The sequence below is a fragment of the Acinetobacter sp. N1-1 genome (genome assembly GCF_056711485.1).
The window spans coordinates 1,682,330-1,701,326 of sequence record NZ_JBWXUO010000012.1 but is presented as its reverse complement, the minus strand read 5'-3'; the positions used below and the strand labels follow the sequence as shown (position 1 = coordinate 1,701,326).

The following is an 18,997-nucleotide window of genomic DNA, read 5'->3' as shown; positions in this document are numbered from 1 at the left end:
AAGGATTATCAAGAAATTATGCTCTCTCTATATTCTGATAACTTTTTGCCGAGCAAGCCTAAAAACGTTGTAGATTAGATCTTGTGCTAAAAATATATAATTGAGAAATCAATAAAAGAAGAATTGGGATTGGGTATGCCATTCGGTACATTAAAGAATTTCAAAACTCTAGCAGAACGTTATCGAAACAGAGGTAAATGACTTGGCTTAAGGTTCAATTTGATTGCAGGAATCTATAATTTAGAGCTGAGTAAAAGGTGATTTATGAAAGATCTCTAATGACGTATTTATATTTTTATGATTGGCTATCAAATATATAGGTATTTAAAAAATGAAAAAAATATATGTTTTTATTACATTTACCATAATTTCTTGTGGAATATTTGCTAGAGATTGCAATAATGCCATAAACCAATCAGATATGAATATTTGCGCAAATATTGCATTTAAAACGTCTGATAAAAAATTGAATAAGGTTTTTAAAGAAATTATATCTAATAAAGATGTTGAGTTTCAAAAGGTATTGAAGAAAGCGCAACGATCATGGATAAAGTTTAGAGATGATGATTGTAATGCACAAAGTTATCCAACACGTGAAGGTTCAGTACAACCAATGGTTTATGCAAACTGTTTAAAAGAAAAAACTGATTTACGAATTATTGATTTGAATAAAATATTGAAATGTGAAGAGGGTGATATGACCTGCCAATTACATTAATTTATCAAAAAGTGCTAAGTAAATATACACCTAATGAAGATGTACAAAGTGATTGTTAGATAATAATCACTTTGTAAAAAATTATTTTCCTGTCAGGAGGATATAGCTTAAAAAATCCTAATAACCCAAATCCTGTTTAAGCCGAAGCACCGATGATTCGAATGTTCGGCTTATTCTTATGACAAACCTGATACGCACACAAAGATGCATAAATTTCTGCTAAATAGCCTTGAACACTTCTCGCCTTACTTGTCACTAAGTTGTATTTAGCTTTCAACAAACCAAACAATGTTTCAATCTTATTTCGTTGCTTCAAATAGTGTTGATCTGTCTTAGATAACTGTATTACTTTCATATTTTTCCTATGATAGGTGACTAAGTCAATCTTTTGTAATCTCAGTTTCTCTTTAAGACTTTGGCTAATATAGCCACGATCTGCATAGACTGTCGCTTTAAAACCTCTGACTAAATCTTCTACCATTTTTATATCAGCAATGTGCCCATTCGATAATTCTGTACTGACCATATCTCCATCAGCATTCATGGCGACATGTAACTTACAACCAAAGAACCAACCCATTGAACTTTTACCTCGTGTGGCAATTTTGGATAGAGATTTATGACGAGTAATTCGTTGGTTTTTACATACAGGTAGCGTGGTTGAGTCAATCCATAAATAATCGCTTTGTTTATCTTTCATAAGTGCAGTATGCAAAGCATGTAATGCCAATTGATGCATACTGATCAGGTGGGTGATACGTTGGTAACATGGTAAGTATTTAAACCATTGTCTTTGATGGTTTTTTAATGAGAAGAAAAAGGCTTTAAAGTTGTTAAATTGAGAGGATTTATAGTAAATGGCAATAAATATGATTTCAGACAAACTGAGTTTTGATGGTCGTATTCGTTTGAAGTATTGATTCTGTTTTAGAAATTTCAAATAAGTGGATTCAAATTTTATAAAAAAATCATCAATGGTACAGAATAAAGCGGTAATATCAGTCATGAGGATTAGAGTGGTAAGTCGTGTGTCGTAACTCAACTTATGGCTCTAATCCTTTGCTTTTTCAAATAAATCCTTAAACAGGATTCGGGTTAATAGTATATTAGGTGTTTTATTTTTTGAATATAGATTAAATTACATTGATTAATCATATTTTTAAAAGTGAATGTAAATTATCAGATTTTTATTGTTCCAACTCTTACAGATAAAGGCCATATAATTTTCTTGTTGGAATCTGGATTTCCCCATAGCGCTTCTAGTTCTAGTTGTAAATGATGTATGGGATTGATATTTAATTTTTTTTGAGCATCTTTCACTGCTGACCAAGTATTAATATAGTTAACTAATTGATTCAAATTCCAAGATTCTTCCATATTCAACTTAGGAAATGGACACTCATGAAAAGGGAATAATAAATCTTTATAGCCATTTTCAACATGTTTTCTTTCTTTAGGCCAATATGGGCCAATAGTTTGGTAATAAAATTCTTGAATGATTTTATCTATTTTATGATCATCTATATGTAAGATGCCATAAGTAATGAGTGCTAAAATAGCATTTGGTTTGGCTATTCTTATTGCTTCTTTATAAAAATTTTCTAAATTTAGCCAATGTGCAGCCTGAGCTACACTTATTAAATCAATGCTGTGGGCATCTAATCTACTATTTTCTGCTGTTGCAGTTTTATAGATAATATTATCCTTTTGCTTTGCATTTTCTATTTGAGATTGACTTGCATCTGTTCCAATAACGAAGTCAAACTCTTCAGCAAGTAGTGTAGATAGTTGCCCTGTACCACATCCACAGTCTAAGGCTAATTTTGTATTTTTACAAAGCTTAGCAAGCTCAACTGCTAATGCTTTGGGATATGATGGTCTATATGTTGCGTAATCATTTGAGTGACCAGAAAAATAGTCTTTAAAATTATGATTATCCATTTTTAATGATTTCCGATACTAAATTAATTCCTTTATGAGAATATAATCTAATTTAGACGCTATTAATAAATAGGATTTGTAAATAACCCGAATCACGGATAAGCGAAGCTAAAGAATTATAAAAAAATAGAAGATTGCCTTACTTTATTGAGTTTCTAGACACAAGTAAGCAGACAACCTTCTATGTACGATTATACGGAACTATTTTGCTTGATCGATGACTTTTGTATTCAATTTAAGCCTATTTATTTTGAAGCCTTGAAAGAATCTGGAGTAAGACAACGTTCTCGTCAAGCACTATTAGAGCTATCAGAAGTCATTTTTTTAGCTGTATGGTCACACCTCAGTGGATTTAAAACATTTAAGCAATTCATTGTCTTTATTCAACTTTACCATCGCAAAGCATTTAAATATCTACCTTGCTATGCTCGTATTAATGCACTCATCAATCAATATGCAGATGCCATCATTGCATTCTTTGAAGCGATTCGAGGGAAAGCTAAAAAAGATCACATTCACTTCATGGATTCAACGCCATTACGGGTTTGTAAAAATATGAGAATTTCAAGACATAGAACCTTTAAGGAAAAAGCCAGTCGAGGAAAATCTTCTACGGGATGGTTCTATGGGTTTAAACTACATCTTATGGTCAACCGTGCTTGTGAGATTGTATCTGCTTTAGTGACCACGGGGAAAAGGGCTGATATCCAAGTGGCCTATCCATTATTCAATATGAGTAAATTTCAGGGTAAATTATTTGCAGATCGAGGATATATTTCTAAATTCCATCAGCAATTCTTTGAAAAACAAGGCTGTGAGCTGATTACACGAACAAGATCAAATATGGATGCACCTCCTTTACGTAAAGAAGATGAGCATTATATGTGTCAAAGAAACTTGCTTGAAACAGTGAATGGGCAGCTCAAAGAAAGCTTTGGATTAGAAAACTCTCGTCATCGTTCATGGCGAGGGTATATTGCTCATATTTATGCGACTTTGATTGCTTATCAATGTACTGCGACTAAACCTAAAGTTCAGGACTTATAAATAATTTCTTATCCGTGATTCGGGTTAAATAAGTCATTTAAGCATTTATTAAAAGAAATATCAGTTTTAAGTGAATGATTTATATATATGTCGATTGTTAGAGTAGTTAAAGAGGTGAGTAGGTTTTATTGTGTAAATCTAGGAATTATTTATTTCTTGTGAGTTGTGTACGTTTTATATTTTAAATAATAGAATAAATCGATTAATTTATGATTTTTATTTTACAGATGTGTAGTATTTTTTTAAATTAAAAATTCTTATATATTGAGTTAAGGCTAATTTTATTTGCAATAAGCATAGGATATGGTAATAGTGCGTAGTAATTCAACTACTCACTACTATATCTTATTTTTACCTGTGCTTTTGTTGGTATATTTAATATTTTGTTACATACTTGATCCTTTTGCGAAAGTAGATTGTTGGTGTGTTGAGATGTAATTTTATTAAGGAAACATAACTTATTTACAAATCTTTGATATTCATAGGTATTGAGGTTGCCTAAATAGTTTTGTGGTATAATGAATTAAATTCAACTAATAATAGTATTATGTTAGAAATTCGTCATTTAAGAACATTACTTGCACTGCGTGAGCATGGTTCATTGGTCGCTGCTGCAAGTGATTTATGTTTAACACCTTCTGCAATTTCTCATCAGTTAAAAGAGCTTGATCATTGGTATGGGGTAGAAGTAGTAAATCGTCGCAGTCGCCCTGTTCAATTTTCAAATGTTGGACAAAGACTTTTAAAGCTCGCTGATGATATTTTGCCACAGATCCATATTACACAAAGTGATATTACGCGAATTATTCATGGACAGACGGGACGTATTATTTTTTCATCTGAATGCCATAGCTGTTTTGATTGGCTTATGCCATTGTTAAATCAATATCGTCAGCAATATCCTGATGTTGATTTAGACTTTGCGCCAGCATTTGAGTCGAACCCGCATGAGTTATTACAAAATGGTGAGTTTGATTTATTAATTACAGCAGATCCTATTGCGTTAAAAGGTGTGGAATATTTTCCTATTTTTGAGTATGAGTCTCGATTAGTACTATCAAATACACATCCTTTGGTACGTGCAGAAAGGATCACGGTACAAGCACTAGCAGAAGAAACACTGATTACGTATCCTGTAGATAAGCACCGTTTAGATATTATGTCGCATTTATTTATACCTGCGAATATTCAACCAAAACATATAAGAACGACGGACTTAACACAAATGCTCATTCAACTTGTTGCGAGTGGTCGAGGAATTGGGGCATTACCTGATTGGGTTGTAAAAGAATATGAGCAAAAAGGCTGGGTGACCAGTCGCCGTTTAGACTGTATTGCACCACAAGGGTTACGCCGTACTTTATATGCAGGCTACCGTAGTGAAGAAAAAGAGAAAAATTATTTTGAAGGCTTTTTAAAGCAATTAGATAAGTTTTCTCAACAACGAAGTCAGTATTATTCTTCTTAACCTTTATAAATAAATAATGAAAGTATGCCTGCTGCAATCAGTGGGCCTACAGGTACACCACGCAATAAAGCAACGCCTGCAACTGTACCAATAAGTAAGCCTGCAACAACATCGGGCTGACTGCTCATAAGTTTAACACCGCGACCACCTAACCAAGCAACCAATAGTCCAATAATAATCGCTAAGATAGATTTGTAGCTTAAAAAAGATTTGAGCAATGTATCTCCTGCAATTTTCCCACTTGCGATTGGTGTGAGTACACCAATAGTGAGGATAGTAACACCAAAATTTAGCGCATGGCTTTGAATGAAAGGGAAGTATATTGAAAGTGGAGAGATCTTTATAACAATAAGAATCGCGCTTGCAATAGTCACAGAAGAGTTATGACTTAGCACACCACATACGAGTAAAACAATAAGTGCAACAAGGTTTAAGTCTAAAGAAGGCATAGCATCATTATAATGGGATAGAATTTAGATTTATTGTAACGGGTTTAGACATTTTTCTTCTATACATCTAAGAAAAATAATAAGTTCACTTGAAAATTGGGTAACATATTTAGAGTTATTGAAATATAGGAATTAGTAATATGCGTTTAGATAAGATATTACAATCACAAGGTTTTGGTTCAAGAAAAGTGTGTCAACAGCTCATTGTAAATGGTCTCGTTGAAATAAATGGTGAAGTATGTTGTGATCCTAAAGAGGATTTTAAGCCTCTTGGACTTGTTTTTAATGTTTCAGATGAGTCTTATGATTATGCAGAAAAGTTATATATTTTATTAAATAAACCTAAAGGGTATGAGTGCTCACATCAGGCAGTACATCATTTTAGTGTCTATGAGTTAATTCCTCCTTTATTTAATGCTAGAGGAGTACAGTCTATTGGACGTTTAGATCAAGACACAACTGGATTATTATTATTTAGTGATGATGGTCAGTTTATTCAAGCGCTAACACATCCTAAAAAGCATGTAGGAAAGCAGTATCTTGTTCAGGTTATAGATCCTTTGACAGATGAACAACTTAAACGACTTGAAGATGGCGTGAGTTTAAAAGGGGAAAAGGGTTTATTTGCAGCGACAGATGTTAAAAAAATATCAGATCATCAATGTTTGATGACGGTTCATCAAGGTGTATACCATCAGGTTAAACGAATGATTGCAGCAATTGGAAATAAGGTATTAACTCTACATAGAAACAAAATTGGATCATTTGAATTACCACAAGAGTTAAATGAGGGAGAATGGCAATATTTATCGCTTGAAGATATACAACGTATAAAAAGCTAGTTATGTTTTTGGCATTTGATCATTATTGCTTTCATTTAACAGTGCATTCAGTTCATCAAAGAAGTCTTCATGATTGTCATCATTTTGTGTTGATGATTTTGTCTTTTTTAGCTTAACAAATTGTTCCATATTGATATTTTTATTCTCAATAGAAAAAGGGATAGATTTTGTGAGTACAACTTGTTTGAAAAAAAGACGTACAGCTTGTGCTGGTGTAATTCCTAATTGTTTAAATACTGCAAATGCTTGCTTTTTTTCTTGTGAGTCAAGTCTGACTTGGTAGACTTCTGTTTTTCTCATTTGTTCAAGCCAAAGTAAAAAAGAATAAATGTATTAGGTAATATAAAATTAATTTGAATTAAAAGTCAATAAAAATGCCATTCTTTTGTCATTACATTAGAATGGCATTTTTAAATCTTGCTGTGAAAAAAATTGCATTTCCTCTTTTGTAATGGGATCTATGAAGCAGATTTTTTTGGCTAGAAGTTGTAATGGTTGACTAAAATCATCAGGTGCTTTGTGTTTTACGACTGGGTAGTAAGGGTCATTAAGTATGGGTATGCCTAAAGCATTTAAATGTAAGCGTAATTGGTGTTGCTTACCTGTTGTTGGTGTAAGGAGGTATTTCGCCCACATCTCATTATGTTCTAAGTATTCGATCTGTGTTTTGCTATTGGGTGTTTTATTGGCAACAATCTCCATCGTATAAAAAGGATCGCCTTTTTGCATGTGATATTGGGTGGTTGTAGGTAAAGTGAGGTGAGGATTATATTGAGCAATTGCATGATATTGTTTGAAGACTTGTTTGTGTGCAAAAAGTTGTTGGTAGATGGCTCTATTTTCAGCTCGTTTAGAGAACATTACAACACCTGCTGTTTCACGATCTAAGCGATGAATTGGTGTGAGTAACTCATTTTGTGTTTCATGCTTTAATCGTACAAGCAATGTTTCTTGTAAGTATTGCCCAGTTGGACTCATGGTTAAAAAGTGTGGTTTATCCACGACAATAATTTCATCATTTTCAAAAATAATGTCATGTTGATAAGGCACATGAAACTCATGGGCTAAAAAGCGATAGTAAAAAATCACTTCATTACTTTTATAAGCAGTATTGAGGGTAATTGGATTCAGATTTTGATCAATGATTAGTTGGTTTTGAATTCTTTCTTCCCATTCGGTATTTGTAATATGGGGGAAGTTTTCACATAAAAATTCAAATATTGTGGTGTATGACTGATGCGCAGGAAGATAAACACGACTTGGACTTACGCCATTTCGCATTGGTGGTGTTTGTTCTAGCATAGATAAGTACGGCTACAAGTAGGCGAAGAGTAGGTTTTACTGAAGTGCAATGCTATCATAGTCAGATGTTCTATTCTATTGTCTGTCACAATGTCAAATACTCTCAAAATTAATATTTCTTCTGAAAGTGATACTCAGGCATTTGCAAGTTCTCTCACACAATATTTCAATGAGGGTGTGCTATATCTTATAGGAGATCTTGGTGCAGGAAAGACTACATTTACTCGTTATTTTTTAACAGCACTGGGGCATGATGGTGCAGTGAAGAGTCCGACATATACATTGGTTGAACCCTATCAAATTCGTGGTAAGTCGGTTTTCCATTTCGATTTATATCGTTTAAATGATCCATACGAATTAGAGCTTATGGGAATTCGTGATTATTTAGAAACAGCTCATGCACTATTTATTTTTGAGTGGCCATCAAAAGGTGAAGATGAAATTCCTGAAGCGGACTTAACCCTCGAAATTTTAAGAACAGATGATGAAACAGCGCGAGAAATTACACTTTACTCTAAAAATAAAGCTTTGATCCAGCATTTGCAGGAACGGGTACATGCAACAAAACAATAATGATCAATATAAGAGAATACATACCCTTACACCTGCCTTAGCTAACCAAATTGCAGCAGGTGAGGTGATTGAGCGACCATCATCTGTGGTAAAAGAGCTCTTGGAGAATGCGATTGATGCAGGTGCAAATTCGCTTATTGTTCGGATTGAACAAGGTGGAAGTACACTTATAGAGGTGATAGATAATGGTGTAGGTATACATCGTGATGATTTATCGCTTGCTGTAATGCGACATGCAACAAGTAAAATTCAAACCTCTGAAGATTTGCATTCGATTGTAAGTTTGGGGTTTCGTGGTGAAGCTTTAGCATCGATTGCTGCTGTTTCTCGTTTAACGTTGACCAGTAGCCAAGATGATTCAGGTGTTGGTTATCAGGTTGAAGTCAATGGAACTGCATTTGATCATCAACAAGTTCAACCTACAGCAAGTTACCGCGGTACACATATTCGTGTTCAAGATTTATTTTTTAATGTTCCTGCACGCCGTAAGTTTTTAAAAAGACCATCAACAGAATATGCACATATTGAAGAAGTGGTTCGCCGTTTAGCATTAACGTATTTTGATGTACGATTTATGCTTGAACATAATGATCAGATTAAATTAAATTTGCCTCGTGCAGAAAGTGGAGCGTTACGTTATCAACGTGTCCAACAGCTTTTAGGGCGTTCTTTTATAGAAAATGCTTATGTATTTGAACGAGAGACAACAGCGTTGAAAATGACGGGTTGGCTTGGGCATCCATCCGATGCACGTCCACAAGCAGATTTGCAGTATGTGTATGTAAATGGCCGTATTGTTAAAGATAAAACGATTTCTCACGCACTGCGTATGGGATATGACGGGATTTTGCATGGGCAGCAGCATGCAGGATATTTGGTGTTTTTAGAAGTTGAACCTGATCATGTCGATGTAAATGTACATCCAACAAAACATGAAATTCGATTTTTAAATCAGAGAGAGATACATGAGTTTGTAAGACATACTGCAAAAGATATTTTAAGTCAGTTCCAAACAGCTTCAGCTGAATTGACTCAGGCACTTAAACCAGAAATAAGAAAACCTGAGCCAAGACTACAAGAGCAACTTAAACTGCATCAAAATAAGCATATAGATTATAGTACAGTAGAAAAAACACATGCAGATGAGGCGATAAGCGATGCGCTTATGACTGAGTTTGATAATGCAAAAGTTACGCCTTCATCTAATTACCATTATCAACAGCGTGATATTGTTTCTCATACATCTGATCAATTCCAAAATGCACTCAAATCTTATTTAACTCCACTGCGTGAAGAGGAAAAACAAGATGAAATTCATGAGCAAGCAAGGCAAAAAGATGAGTATCCTTTAGGGGTTGCTATTGCACAGTTGCATGGCATTTATATCCTTGCACAAAATACAGAAGGCCTCATTATTGTAGATATGCATGCAGCACATGAGCGTATTTTACTTGAGCAAATGAAAAAGAGTTGGGATCAGCCAGACTTTTGGGTTTCTCAGCAGTTACTTATTCCAAAGGTAATTAGCATTACATCTGCACAGGCAGATCGGCTTGAAGATCTAAAGTCACAGTTTTTACGGTTTGGTTTAGATGTTGACTTATATGGCGATACACAAGTTATTGTAAGAGGTGTTCCCGCTGTTTTACATAAAGCTGATCTAGGTAGTTTAATTCCCGAGTTGTTGAATGATTTAGATCCGAGTGATAAAGCGACTGCATTACAACAAAAAAGAGATCAAATCTTAGCGGGAATTGCATGTCATGGTGCAGTACGTGCACATAGGCAATTAGGTTTATCTGAAATGAACGCTCTGCTTCGACAAATGGAGCAAACGGCATTCGCAAGCCAATGTAATCATGGGCGTCCAACTTGGCGTGCCTTTCCTTTATCTCAATTAGATAAGTTATTTGCTCGAGGAGAATAGTGGTATATGGCGAGTTCATTACCTGTTATCAATTTAATGGGGCCGACAGCTAGTGGTAAAACAGCACTTGCATGTGAGTTGTATGAGCAGGGAGGTTTTGAATTAATTTCGGTTGATTCTGCGCTCGTATATAAAGATATGGATATAGGTACAGCCAAGCCCTCTAAAGAAGAGCAGGCACAATATCCACATCATTTAATTGATATTATTACACCATTAGAAGTTTATTCAGCAGCAGAGTTTGTACACGATGCAACTCGTTTAATTGATGAAATTCATTTAAGAGGTAAGACACCGATCTTAGTTGGTGGAACCATGTTGTACTTTAAAGCTTTACTTGAAGGATTATCTGATAATTTACCAAGTGCAGACCAAGGAATACGGAAACAAATTGTACAAAAAGCTGAGTATGAAGGCTGGCAAAGTGTATATGATGAGCTGGCACGTGTTGATCCAGTAGCAAGTCATAAATTTTCTGTAACTGATAAACAACGCATTATTCGAGCACTTGAAGTATACAAGCTAACAGGAAAGCCAATTACACAATTACAAGCAGAACAATCTAAAAACTTACCATATCGTTACACTTTTCATAATTACGCATTAATGCCAGATAGGTTAGAGTTGCATAAGCGAATTGAGCAAAGACTCAATGAGATGTGGAATAAAGGTCTTTTTGATGAAGTTTTATTTTTAATTGAAAAATACGATTTAACTTCTGAGGTGCCATCGATGCGTGCTGTAGGGTATCGACAAGTATTAGAATATTTAATAAATTGTGAAAAAAATCACAATAATAAGAAGAATATGGAGGATAAAGCATTATTTGCAACAAGACAGCTAGCTAAGCGTCAATTTACTTGGTTACGTTCATTAAGGGAAAAACATCAATTTATCACCTTTTTATCACTAAAACACGCACAAGAGTACTTGCGAAACTGTTACAGATGAAGCAAAATTTGCGGGCTGTCTTTTTTATAAATTTTTAAAAAACTAAAGATAGTTTTTGCGCTGATTACATTTTAATTTTTTTGGAGTAATAACATGTCTAAAGGCCAGACTTTACAAGATCCTTTCTTGAACTCTTTACGCAAAGAGCGTATTCCTGTGTCTATTTTCCTCGTAAACGGAATTAAATTACAAGGTCATATTGAATCTTTTGACCAATATGTTGTTTTATTGAAAAACACTGTCAGTCAGATGGTTTATAAACATGCGATTTCTACTGTAGTACCAGCAAGAAACCCTCGTCCAGCAGGTGCGCCAGCAGGTGGTAATGGTCAAGCTACAGGTTTTAGCAATAATAGCAGTCAAAGCAATGGCTTTGGTGGTCAAAGCAATGGCTTTAGTGGTCAAAGCAATGGCTTTGGCGGTCAAGGTGGCTTTGGCGGTCAAGGTGGCTTTGGCGGTCAAGGTGGCTTCGGCGGTCAAGGTGGCTTTGGCGGTCAAGGTGGCTTCGGTAGTCAAGGTGGCTTCGGTGGTCAAGGTGGCTTCGGTGGTGCAGCACAGCAACAACAAAACTCAGGATTTGAAAGCGGAAATGAATCTAAGTTTGAAGAAAGCCATCAAGAAGATGAAACGAACAACAATCGTTAATTAAGTTTTATCAAAAAAAGACCAGCAATCTATGCTGGTCTTTTTTATTGATTATGGTGTCTGAGCAATTGCCGAAGATTTCTTACGATCTAGTGATGGATCTTTGATTTGAACGTATGTATTGGCACGTAATTCACGTAACCAACCATCAAGTTCAGTGTCAAATTGTTGTTCACCTAAATATTGGCGTGCAAGACGACGTTGATATTCTTGTGTCATATCTTGTTGGCGAGTATCTAATACTTGAAGAATATGCCAGCCAAATTGGCTTTGGAATGGTTGGCTAATTTCTCCTTTCGGTGTGGTTTTCATTTCATCTTCGAATTGAGGAACCATTGTTCCTGGTGTTACCCAACCAAGATCACCACCATCTGCTGCTGAGCCAGGATCATTCGAGAATGTAGATGCAAGCGTTGCAAAATTTTCACCAGCTTTTAGACGTTTATAAATAATATCTATTTTTTGTTTTGCTTGCTCTGGTGTAAGAACTTCAGATGGTTGAATAAGAATATGGCGTACATGATATTGTTCAATCATCACTTTTTTATCACTTGCTTTACGATCAAGTAATTTTAAAATATGTATACCATCTTGTGCAGGAATAAGCTCAGAAGTTTGTCCTGTTTGGATCGCAGCTGCACGTGCAGCAAGCTCTGCAGGAATATCTGCTAGACTACGGTCTCCCATATCTGCACCTTCTACCGTAATCCCATCTTTAGTGAAACGACGACTAATTTCAGGAATATCATCTGATAGGGTAAGTGCTGATTTAACCTCATTGGCAACTTTTGTGAGTGTTTCAGAATTTACTCCATTTGCACCACTTACACGTAAATGTAAAAGGTGGGCTTGACTGCCGATAGCTGCTTGTCCCTGAGGTGTCTTTAAAAAGTTGGTAACATCTTGGTCACTAATATGGATACGTGACATAATTTGCTGTTGGCGCAAAATGTTAATAGCAAGTTGTTGAGAAATACGTTGGCGAATTGCTTGATATGCACCTGGGAATTGTGCATCTAACCGATTCTGAAAGCTATTAAGTGTTTGTACGCCTTGCTTATTGGCATAATCTAAAACAGCAGCATCAATTTCACTATCGCTTGGTTGAATGTTATAGCGTTTTACAAGTTCAAGTTGTGCTTGATTTAAAATAATTTTATTTAGCGCCTGTTGTTGTAGTTCTTGCTGAGAAGGAATTTGGAGTTTTTGTGCTTGTAATTGATGTTTTAGATCATTTGTAAGCTGATCTAAGTCACTTTTTAGAATTGCACTGTCACCTACAATAGCAACAACCTCATCACTTGTTGCTGCAAAAACAGGTACTGAGCTAGAAATTAATAGAGCAAGTGTTGTTGCTTTAAAAAATCGTTTAAGTTGTTGATTCATCATTAAGGTTGTGTCCAAGTTTGGTTTGATTTGCTAAAGCCTGTAATGCGTTGTTCAAGCAATGATGATAATCGGTTGTTGAATGCGCCAAGCCCTTTGAGTGTAAATTCAGCCATAATTGCATTGGTACGTTTTACGTTTGATTTTGTGACATCATCTAGATCATTAAAATATGAACGACCATAAACGGAAACAGCCCAACAGCATGACTCATAATTAACACCAAGTAAATATTCACGTGCTAAGTGGTTTGACAGGTCATATTGTACATGCCCGATTATTCTCCAATTTTCATCGATAGGTTGTATTAAAGATGCAACCACTTGGTCATAGCTTTGTTGTGAATTATTAATGGTTTCTCTTTTATAATAGCCTAAGTTGTAAATACGGCCGTTATATCCTGTGTAATAAGTTTGAAAGTTTGCTTGAGAAATATTTTTACCATCAATTGCAAAGTTTGAGCTAATTGTAAATCGATTACTCAACTGGCTAGAAAGTGAGAGGATAGGATCTGAAGATCTATTTTTCTGAATCGTATCGGTGGTAGAGAGTTGTACACGACGATCTGAAAAGTAAAAGCTTTGTCCAATAGCTGCTTTAAGGCGTTCTAAGCCTTTCTGATCGAATAGACTATAACTCACACCTAAAGATGCAAAATTATTATCATCTAAACGGTCATGGCCATAAAAACGGTATGGGCTAAAAAGCTGGTCATAACTAATTGAAGAAGTTGTTGTATCAAAATTAGGGTTGTTACTTTGGTTTTTATATGGTGAATATGCGTAAAACACTCTTGGTGTGATCGTTTGTAAATATTTACCATCTTTTTGGAAGTTTAATCCCGTATCTAAGGTAAATTGTGGAACGACAGTATTCTGATTTTTACGATTTATTTGACTCTCACTAAATACATAGTTTAAGGAACGTACAGATATTTCAGGAATGGCAAAGGCCCAAGGTGTTCTAAAGTTGTAGCGAGTTGCTATAGAGTTGTATATACGTGTGCCTGAGCTATAAGTATTTCGACTGCCTGCGTTATATAGTGTCTTTTGGAAATAGGCACTATCATTATGATATTCAAATTGAAATCCTTGCGGATCAGTGGTTTTATAATTTAGTAAAAACTGTGGTAGTCTAGCATATGGTCGATATTCTGCCGCCAGTGTTCTATCAAGAGTTTGATACTGTTCAATTTTTAATGCAGCATCTAAACCTGGAATGGCATTGGAAAAATTGACCTGAAAAAGACGTTTTTGGTTTAAGTCTGTTGAAACATTAGGGTCATTTGCGAGGTCATATAAGTAGTCAATATCTGATAAATAGTTATATTCAAAATTCGTTGAAAAGTAATTGTTAATTTGCCAGTTATGTAAAATTTTTAGAGATTTACGATCTTGGTTGTTATAGCTTTTATCATCGGGCAAATATCCCCCTGAAATACTACCTTGTCCAAAATCCTGTGTTTTAAATCTTACTTTTCCTTCAAGCATCGCACCATGTTTTTCTAAGTAGCGAGGGGTGACAGTAGCATCATAATTTGGTGCTAAGTTTAGGTAAATAGGTGCATCTAAGTTTAATCCTCCATTGCTTGACCACCCAAAAGTTGGTGTAAGTAGTCCAGTTGTTCTACGATCATCAATTGGGAAGTTATAGTAAGGAAGGTACATCACTGGTACATTTTTAATATAAAAAGTCGTATCTCGTGTTACACCTCTACCAGTGTCCTGATTTAAGTTAATTTTACGTGCATTTAACTTCCAATCGGGACTTTTGCCTGGTGCGCAGGTTGTATAACTAGCATGTTCTAAAGTCATTTCAGATGGTGAAGATTTATTAATACTTCCTGCATAACCATGTGCATGGTTTACTTCTGAGATAAAGTAACTGTTATTTAATGCGCCAGTTTGTTTTTGTAAGTCATAATCTATATCTTGGCTTTGTGAAATTAAGCCATTTTGAGCCATTTGTACATTGCCTTGAGCAAGTGCATGTGTTTGTGTTTTATCTAAAGTAAGTTTTTGTGCTCGAACTTCTCGACCAGGTTGTTCAACTACAACATTACCTTCTAAGACTGATTCGCCATTTGGATTATAATGTGCATAGTCTGCTGAAACATTGGTTGTTGCATCTGTTGGTGCTTTTGTTGGAGTATTTGGAGCAACAGGCGTAATCCAAGCTCCATGGCAGTAGCTTGCAAACTGAGGGTTCTGTTTGCGTGTTGCTACCTCAGGATTGTTTTGAGTGACATAATATTGATCGAAGAAAGCTTGCCCGGGATAGCTTTCATTAACTTGTTGCTTAAGCTCTTGATTATTGACATTTGATACGACTTCAGTTGAATTGGCAGCATAGCTTGATTGTATTGAACTACCACATAAGAGTGTCAAAATCGCAGTTGCTAAAGGACTAAATTTAAACTGTTGCTTCATTTGTTTCATTAACCAAGTATGCTTTTTTGCAATTAATTATTGTTGCATCATAGAGAAAAACTCCATAAGTGGCTACACTTATGGGCTTAAATCTCTGCCTGTATTTAGATATTTTGCAAATGAATAAAAAACGTGAACGATTAATTAAAGACTGGTTAACTAGTGTTCTGCGCTCAGATCAATTTGAAATCAATTACTTAGCAGGCGATGCAAGCTTCCGTCGTTATGCACGAGTTATCTATGATAATAAAACATTTATGTTAATGGATGCACCACCCGATAAAGAAGATTGTGTGCCTTTTGTGAGTGTTGCTGAATTTTTACACGAAAACAATGTGAGAGTCCCTATTATTGAAGCAAAAGATCTTCAAAATGGATTACTTTTACTTGAAGATTTTGGGGATACTGTACTTGCACGGCAATTAAATGTATCTACTGTTGATCAGTACTATCAACAGTGTTTTGAACAACTTATTCAGTTGCAGGCAAGTAATACACAAAGTGTTATTCCGCACTATAGCTACGAAAAGTTACTTGCAGAAATGGCTTTATTTATAGACTGGTTCTTACCTTCTTTAGAAATTATGCTTACAGAGCAGCAAAGCCAAGATATTCAACATACTTTTCAGTTGCTAGCAAATAATGCAATTGCGCAGCCTCAAGTTTTTGTTCATAGAGATTTTCATAGTCGAAATCTTATGAAGTTAGAAACTGGCAAAGAGTTAGGTATTATTGATTTTCAAGATGCTGTAGTTGGCGCAGACACATATGATTTGATGTCTCTTGTTCGTGATGCTTATGTGCAGTGGCCGCAAGCTAAAGTCGAAATATGGATTACCCAATTCTATAATTTACTTCCACAAAATACTCAAGCAGGTCGATCATTGGAGCAGTTTCATAAAGATGCCGATTTTATGTCGCTACAGCGCCATATTAAAATTTTAGGTATCTTTGTGAGATTATTTAAAAGAGATGGTAAACAGGGTTATTTAAAAGATTTGCCTAGAGTCATGTGGTATGTAGTTAATGAAAGCCAAAAGTATCCAGAGTTGGAAGCATTCCATCAGTTTTTGAAAAATCAAGTAATGCCAAAATTTGATCAAGTTTATGGCGTATATTGGGAGGTTTAAATGAAAGCAATGATTTTAGCTGCTGGATTAGGCAACCGTATGCGTCCACTTACGCTACATACACCTAAGCCTTTACTTAAGGTTGGGGGTAAACCTTTAATTGTTTGGCATATTGAGAATCTAGCACGTGCTGGTATTACAGATATTGTCATCAATACAGCATGGCTTGCAGAAAAATTGCATGAAACGCTAGGTGATGGATCACAGTTTGGCGTAAATATTCTTTGGTCTGATGAAAAAGAAGGTTTGGAAACTGCGGGTGGAATTATTCGTGCGCTTCCATTACTTGGTGAATCGCCTTTTTTATTGGTCAATGGCGATGTTTGGACAAATTTAGATTTTCGAAAAATGTTAGGTATTGAGCTAGGTAATCATTTAGCACATTTGGTATTGGTAGATAATCCTGAACAGCATCCAAAAGGGGATTTCGTTCTTGCCAATGATTATGTTTATACATTTGAACAAAGTGTTGAAGGGCAGGCATTGACATATAGTGGAATTGCTATTATTTCACCATGTATGTTTCATGATTTATCAGATGGAAAACGCCCTTTAGCACCACTGCTAAAACAAGCAATGCTTCAAAAGAAAGTGGTTGCGCATAAGCTAGATGCCACATGGGTAGATGTGGGAACCCCTGAAAGATTGTCTGCATTAGATCAACAGCTTCAGCAGTAAGAATATGCTCAAATGTGTATTCACTAATCAGCCAAGACTATGATTGGTTTAATAAATCGGTATACTTCACCTAAACTAAATAAGAGAGTTCGTTATGCATCTTTTTTTTCAAGAGTTAAAACGAGGCAGTGAAAAGCTAGGTTTGCAGCTCAGTGATGATGCCTTGAATTTATTGTTGAAATATCAAGATGCATTGGTGTTGTGGAATAAAGCCTATAACCTAACTGCTATTCGTGATCCAAAAGAAATGTTGGTTAAGCATTTGTTAGATAGCCTAAGTATCTTAAATGATCTTCCTGAGGGGCGGTTATTGGATATTGGAACAGGTGGCGGTATGCCAGGTATGATCATTGCCTTATGTCAGCCAAATAGAGAGTGCGTACTGTTAGATTCTAATGGTAAAAAAATTCGTTTTTTAAAGCAATTTATTGCAGATTTAAAACTAAAAAATGTAACGGCTGTTCAGACACGTGTTGAAGATGTAGATGCGATTGGTCAGTTGGGTAAATTTGATGTGATTACAAGCCGTGCTTTCGCGTCTTTAACAGATTTTGTTTCTGCTGCTACGCCATATATGCATAACAATAGCCAAATTTGTGCGATGAAAGGGTTAGTGCCAGTTGATGAAATAGAAAGCTTAAAAACAACATTTCAAAGCCAAATTATTCCATTAAAAGTACCTCGTTTAGACGAGCAACGCCATTTAGTTATTTTAAATAAATTGTTGGATTAGTAGTATGGCTCAAATTATTGCAATCGCAAACCAAAAAGGTGGCGTTGGTAAAACAACAACTGCAGTAAATTTAGCAGCCTCTTTGGCTGTTTTGAAGAAAAAAGTTCTTCTAATTGATATGGATCCCCAAGGTAATGCAACAATGGGGTCGGGTGTCCAAAAAAATGATTTACTTTATTCGGTAACAGATGTCTTACTTGGCGAAGTTGCTATTGAAACTGCAATTATTAAAGCAGAAGTTGGTTATAAAGTTCTTGCTGCCAATAGAGAGCTTGCAGGTGTCGAGCTTGCAATTGCAGAGCAAGAAGGGCGTGAGTTTATTTTAAAAAATGCGCTAAAAAGTATTGAAGATACATTCGATGTGATTGTTGTAGATTGTGCACCAAGCCTAAGCCTAATTACTGTAAATGCAATGGCTGCTGTACATGGTGTGATTATTCCAATGCAATGTGAATATTATGCTTTGGAAGGGTTAGCAGATTTAACGCAAACAATTGATCGTATTCAACAGGCTTTAAACCCGAATCTTGAAATTGTCGGGGTCTTAAGAACCATGTATGATGCAAGAAATGCATTAACAAGAGATGTTTCTGCTGAATTAGAGCAATATTTTGGTTCAAAGCTATATGAAACAGTAATTCCGCGAAATGTCAGACTTGCTGAGGCGCCTGCACATGGACTTCCTGTAATCTATTTTGAAAAGAGTTCTAAAGGTGCCGTTGCATATTTGAATTTGGCAGCTGAGTTTGTGAAAAAAAGTAAAGTTAAAAAAGGGTAA

At 35.4% G+C, this 18,997-nt stretch carries 19 protein-coding genes and 1 pseudogene; 13 read left to right on the top strand and 7 right to left on the bottom strand.

The window, feature by feature from the left end; all coding sequences use genetic code 11:
* Positions 1–144 precede the first annotated feature (144 nt).
* Positions 145–261, top strand: a pseudogene (locus AC1MPL_RS08440) (IS5/IS1182 family transposase); the annotation flags it as partial.
* A gap of 70 nt (positions 262–331) precedes the next feature.
* A complete protein-coding gene (locus tag AC1MPL_RS08435; protein WP_479765402.1) occupies positions 332–718 on the top strand; it encodes a lysozyme inhibitor LprI family protein in 387 nt (128 codons plus the stop codon).
* A gap of 136 nt (positions 719–854) precedes the next feature.
* Here AC1MPL_RS08435 and AC1MPL_RS08430 read toward each other — a convergent pair whose 3' ends face one another.
* Positions 855–1,724, bottom strand: coding sequence for an IS982 family transposase (locus AC1MPL_RS08430; protein WP_479765401.1), 870 nt, complete (start codon positions 1,722–1,724; stop codon positions 855–857).
* Positions 1,725–1,897: 173 nt separating this feature from the next.
* Complete coding sequence (locus AC1MPL_RS08425) at positions 1,898–2,659, bottom strand: class I SAM-dependent methyltransferase (protein ID WP_479765400.1); 762 nt, start codon at positions 2,657–2,659, stop codon at positions 1,898–1,900.
* Between the two features lie 183 nt (positions 2,660–2,842).
* Here AC1MPL_RS08425 and AC1MPL_RS08420 point away from each other — a divergent pair, with 183 nt between their 5' ends.
* Together AC1MPL_RS08420 and AC1MPL_RS08415 are read left to right on the top strand one after the other, a co-directional pair.
* A complete protein-coding gene (locus tag AC1MPL_RS08420) occupies positions 2,843–3,706 on the top strand; it encodes an IS982 family transposase (RefSeq protein ID WP_479764820.1) in 864 nt (287 codons plus the stop codon).
* A 547-nt stretch (positions 3,707–4,253) separates the two neighbouring features.
* Positions 4,254–5,174, top strand: a complete 921-nt coding sequence (locus AC1MPL_RS08415; RefSeq protein ID WP_479765399.1) for a LysR family transcriptional regulator — start codon at positions 4,254–4,256, stop codon at positions 5,172–5,174.
* Here the strand turns inward: AC1MPL_RS08415 and AC1MPL_RS08410 are convergent.
* Positions 5,171–5,623, bottom strand: coding sequence for a DUF441 domain-containing protein (locus tag AC1MPL_RS08410; protein ID WP_479765397.1), 453 nt, complete (start codon positions 5,621–5,623; stop codon positions 5,171–5,173). The genes AC1MPL_RS08415 and AC1MPL_RS08410 overlap by 4 nt on opposite strands.
* A gap of 140 nt (positions 5,624–5,763) precedes the next feature.
* On the opposite strand from AC1MPL_RS08410, the gene AC1MPL_RS08405 reads away from it, so the two are divergent.
* Positions 5,764–6,465 (top strand): pseudouridine synthase, encoded by a 702-nt coding sequence (locus AC1MPL_RS08405; protein WP_479765396.1) that lies wholly within the window; start codon positions 5,764–5,766, stop codon positions 6,463–6,465.
* Here the strand turns inward: AC1MPL_RS08405 and AC1MPL_RS08400 are convergent, their stop codons facing one another.
* On the bottom strand, positions 6,466–6,765 hold the full coding sequence (locus tag AC1MPL_RS08400) for a type II toxin-antitoxin system RelB/DinJ family antitoxin (protein WP_479765395.1): 300 nt from the start codon (positions 6,763–6,765) through the stop codon (positions 6,466–6,468).
* Between the two features lie 96 nt (positions 6,766–6,861).
* Positions 6,862–7,767 (bottom strand): pseudouridine synthase, encoded by a 906-nt coding sequence (locus tag AC1MPL_RS08395; RefSeq protein WP_479765394.1) that lies wholly within the window; start codon positions 7,765–7,767, stop codon positions 6,862–6,864.
* A 90-nt stretch (positions 7,768–7,857) separates the two neighbouring features.
* On the opposite strand from AC1MPL_RS08395, the gene tsaE reads away from it, so the two are divergent.
* The 4 genes from tsaE to hfq all read left to right on the top strand — a co-directional run bounded on the left by tsaE (position 7,858) and on the right by hfq (position 11,863).
* Positions 7,858–8,340 (top strand): tRNA (adenosine(37)-N6)-threonylcarbamoyltransferase complex ATPase subunit type 1 TsaE, encoded by a 483-nt coding sequence (tsaE, locus tag AC1MPL_RS08390; RefSeq protein ID WP_479765393.1) that lies wholly within the window; start codon positions 7,858–7,860, stop codon positions 8,338–8,340.
* Complete coding sequence (mutL, locus tag AC1MPL_RS08385; RefSeq protein ID WP_479765391.1) at positions 8,324–10,267, top strand: DNA mismatch repair endonuclease MutL; 1,944 nt, start codon at positions 8,324–8,326, stop codon at positions 10,265–10,267. Before tsaE ends, mutL begins: the two co-directional genes overlap by 17 nt.
* A gap of 6 nt (positions 10,268–10,273) precedes the next feature.
* On the top strand, positions 10,274–11,218 hold the full coding sequence (miaA, locus tag AC1MPL_RS08380; RefSeq protein WP_479765390.1) for a tRNA (adenosine(37)-N6)-dimethylallyltransferase MiaA: 945 nt from the start codon (positions 10,274–10,276) through the stop codon (positions 11,216–11,218).
* A 93-nt stretch (positions 11,219–11,311) separates the two neighbouring features.
* Positions 11,312–11,863, top strand: a complete 552-nt coding sequence (hfq, locus tag AC1MPL_RS08375; protein WP_479765388.1) for an RNA chaperone Hfq — start codon at positions 11,312–11,314, stop codon at positions 11,861–11,863.
* A 51-nt stretch (positions 11,864–11,914) separates the two neighbouring features.
* Here hfq and AC1MPL_RS08370 read toward each other — a convergent pair whose 3' ends face one another.
* Positions 11,915–13,252, bottom strand: a complete 1,338-nt coding sequence (locus AC1MPL_RS08370; protein ID WP_479765387.1) for a peptidylprolyl isomerase — start codon at positions 13,250–13,252, stop codon at positions 11,915–11,917.
* Positions 13,252–15,678 carry an LPS-assembly protein LptD gene (locus tag AC1MPL_RS08365; RefSeq protein WP_479766196.1) on the bottom strand — a complete coding sequence of 809 codons (2,427 nt, stop codon included), beginning with the start codon at positions 15,676–15,678 and terminating at the stop codon, positions 13,252–13,254. Before AC1MPL_RS08365 ends, AC1MPL_RS08370 begins: the two co-directional genes overlap by 1 nt.
* A 119-nt stretch (positions 15,679–15,797) precedes the next feature.
* On the opposite strand from AC1MPL_RS08365, the gene AC1MPL_RS08360 reads away from it, so the two are divergent.
* The 4 genes from AC1MPL_RS08360 to AC1MPL_RS08345 all read left to right on the top strand — a co-directional run bounded on the left by AC1MPL_RS08360 (position 15,798) and on the right by AC1MPL_RS08345 (position 18,997).
* Positions 15,798–16,808, top strand: a complete 1,011-nt coding sequence (locus tag AC1MPL_RS08360; RefSeq protein WP_479765386.1) for an aminoglycoside phosphotransferase family protein — start codon at positions 15,798–15,800, stop codon at positions 16,806–16,808.
* A complete protein-coding gene (murU, locus tag AC1MPL_RS08355) occupies positions 16,809–17,486 on the top strand; it encodes an N-acetylmuramate alpha-1-phosphate uridylyltransferase MurU (protein WP_479765384.1) in 678 nt (225 codons plus the stop codon).
* 94 nt (positions 17,487–17,580) lie between these two features.
* Positions 17,581–18,219: a 16S rRNA (guanine(527)-N(7))-methyltransferase RsmG gene (gene rsmG, locus AC1MPL_RS08350; RefSeq protein WP_479765382.1), complete on the top strand. Its 639-nt coding sequence runs from the start codon at positions 17,581–17,583 to the stop codon at positions 18,217–18,219.
* 4 nt (positions 18,220–18,223) lie between these two features.
* Entirely contained in the window at positions 18,224–18,997 is a 774-nt protein-coding gene (locus AC1MPL_RS08345; RefSeq protein ID WP_479765381.1) for a ParA family protein, read from the top strand.

Coding starts and splice junctions, on each gene's coding strand:
- AC1MPL_RS08435 (WP_479765402.1), top strand. CDS start 332: ATGAAAAAAATATATGTTTTTATTACATTTACCATAATTTCTTGTGGA.
- AC1MPL_RS08430 (WP_479765401.1), bottom strand. CDS start 1,724: ATGACTGATATTACCGCTTTATTCTGTACCATTGATGATTTTTTTATA.
- AC1MPL_RS08425 (WP_479765400.1), bottom strand. CDS start 2,659: ATGGATAATCATAATTTTAAAGACTATTTTTCTGGTCACTCAAATGAT.
- AC1MPL_RS08420 (WP_479764820.1), top strand. CDS start 2,843: ATGTACGATTATACGGAACTATTTTGCTTGATCGATGACTTTTGTATT.
- AC1MPL_RS08415 (WP_479765399.1), top strand. CDS start 4,254: ATGTTAGAAATTCGTCATTTAAGAACATTACTTGCACTGCGTGAGCAT.
- AC1MPL_RS08410 (WP_479765397.1), bottom strand. CDS start 5,623: ATGCCTTCTTTAGACTTAAACCTTGTTGCACTTATTGTTTTACTCGTA.
- AC1MPL_RS08405 (WP_479765396.1), top strand. CDS start 5,764: ATGCGTTTAGATAAGATATTACAATCACAAGGTTTTGGTTCAAGAAAA.
- AC1MPL_RS08400 (WP_479765395.1), bottom strand. CDS start 6,765: ATGAGAAAAACAGAAGTCTACCAAGTCAGACTTGACTCACAAGAAAAA.
- AC1MPL_RS08395 (WP_479765394.1), bottom strand. CDS start 7,767: ATGCTAGAACAAACACCACCAATGCGAAATGGCGTAAGTCCAAGTCGT.
- tsaE (WP_479765393.1), top strand. CDS start 7,858: ATGTCAAATACTCTCAAAATTAATATTTCTTCTGAAAGTGATACTCAG.
- mutL (WP_479765391.1), top strand. CDS start 8,324: ATGCAACAAAACAATAATGATCAATATAAGAGAATACATACCCTTACA.
- miaA (WP_479765390.1), top strand. CDS start 10,274: ATGGCGAGTTCATTACCTGTTATCAATTTAATGGGGCCGACAGCTAGT.
- hfq (WP_479765388.1), top strand. CDS start 11,312: ATGTCTAAAGGCCAGACTTTACAAGATCCTTTCTTGAACTCTTTACGC.
- AC1MPL_RS08370 (WP_479765387.1), bottom strand. CDS start 13,252: ATGATGAATCAACAACTTAAACGATTTTTTAAAGCAACAACACTTGCT.
- AC1MPL_RS08365 (WP_479766196.1), bottom strand. CDS start 15,678: ATGAAGCAACAGTTTAAATTTAGTCCTTTAGCAACTGCGATTTTGACA.
- AC1MPL_RS08360 (WP_479765386.1), top strand. CDS start 15,798: ATGAATAAAAAACGTGAACGATTAATTAAAGACTGGTTAACTAGTGTT.
- murU (WP_479765384.1), top strand. CDS start 16,809: ATGAAAGCAATGATTTTAGCTGCTGGATTAGGCAACCGTATGCGTCCA.
- rsmG (WP_479765382.1), top strand. CDS start 17,581: ATGCATCTTTTTTTTCAAGAGTTAAAACGAGGCAGTGAAAAGCTAGGT.
- AC1MPL_RS08345 (WP_479765381.1), top strand. CDS start 18,224: ATGGCTCAAATTATTGCAATCGCAAACCAAAAAGGTGGCGTTGGTAAA.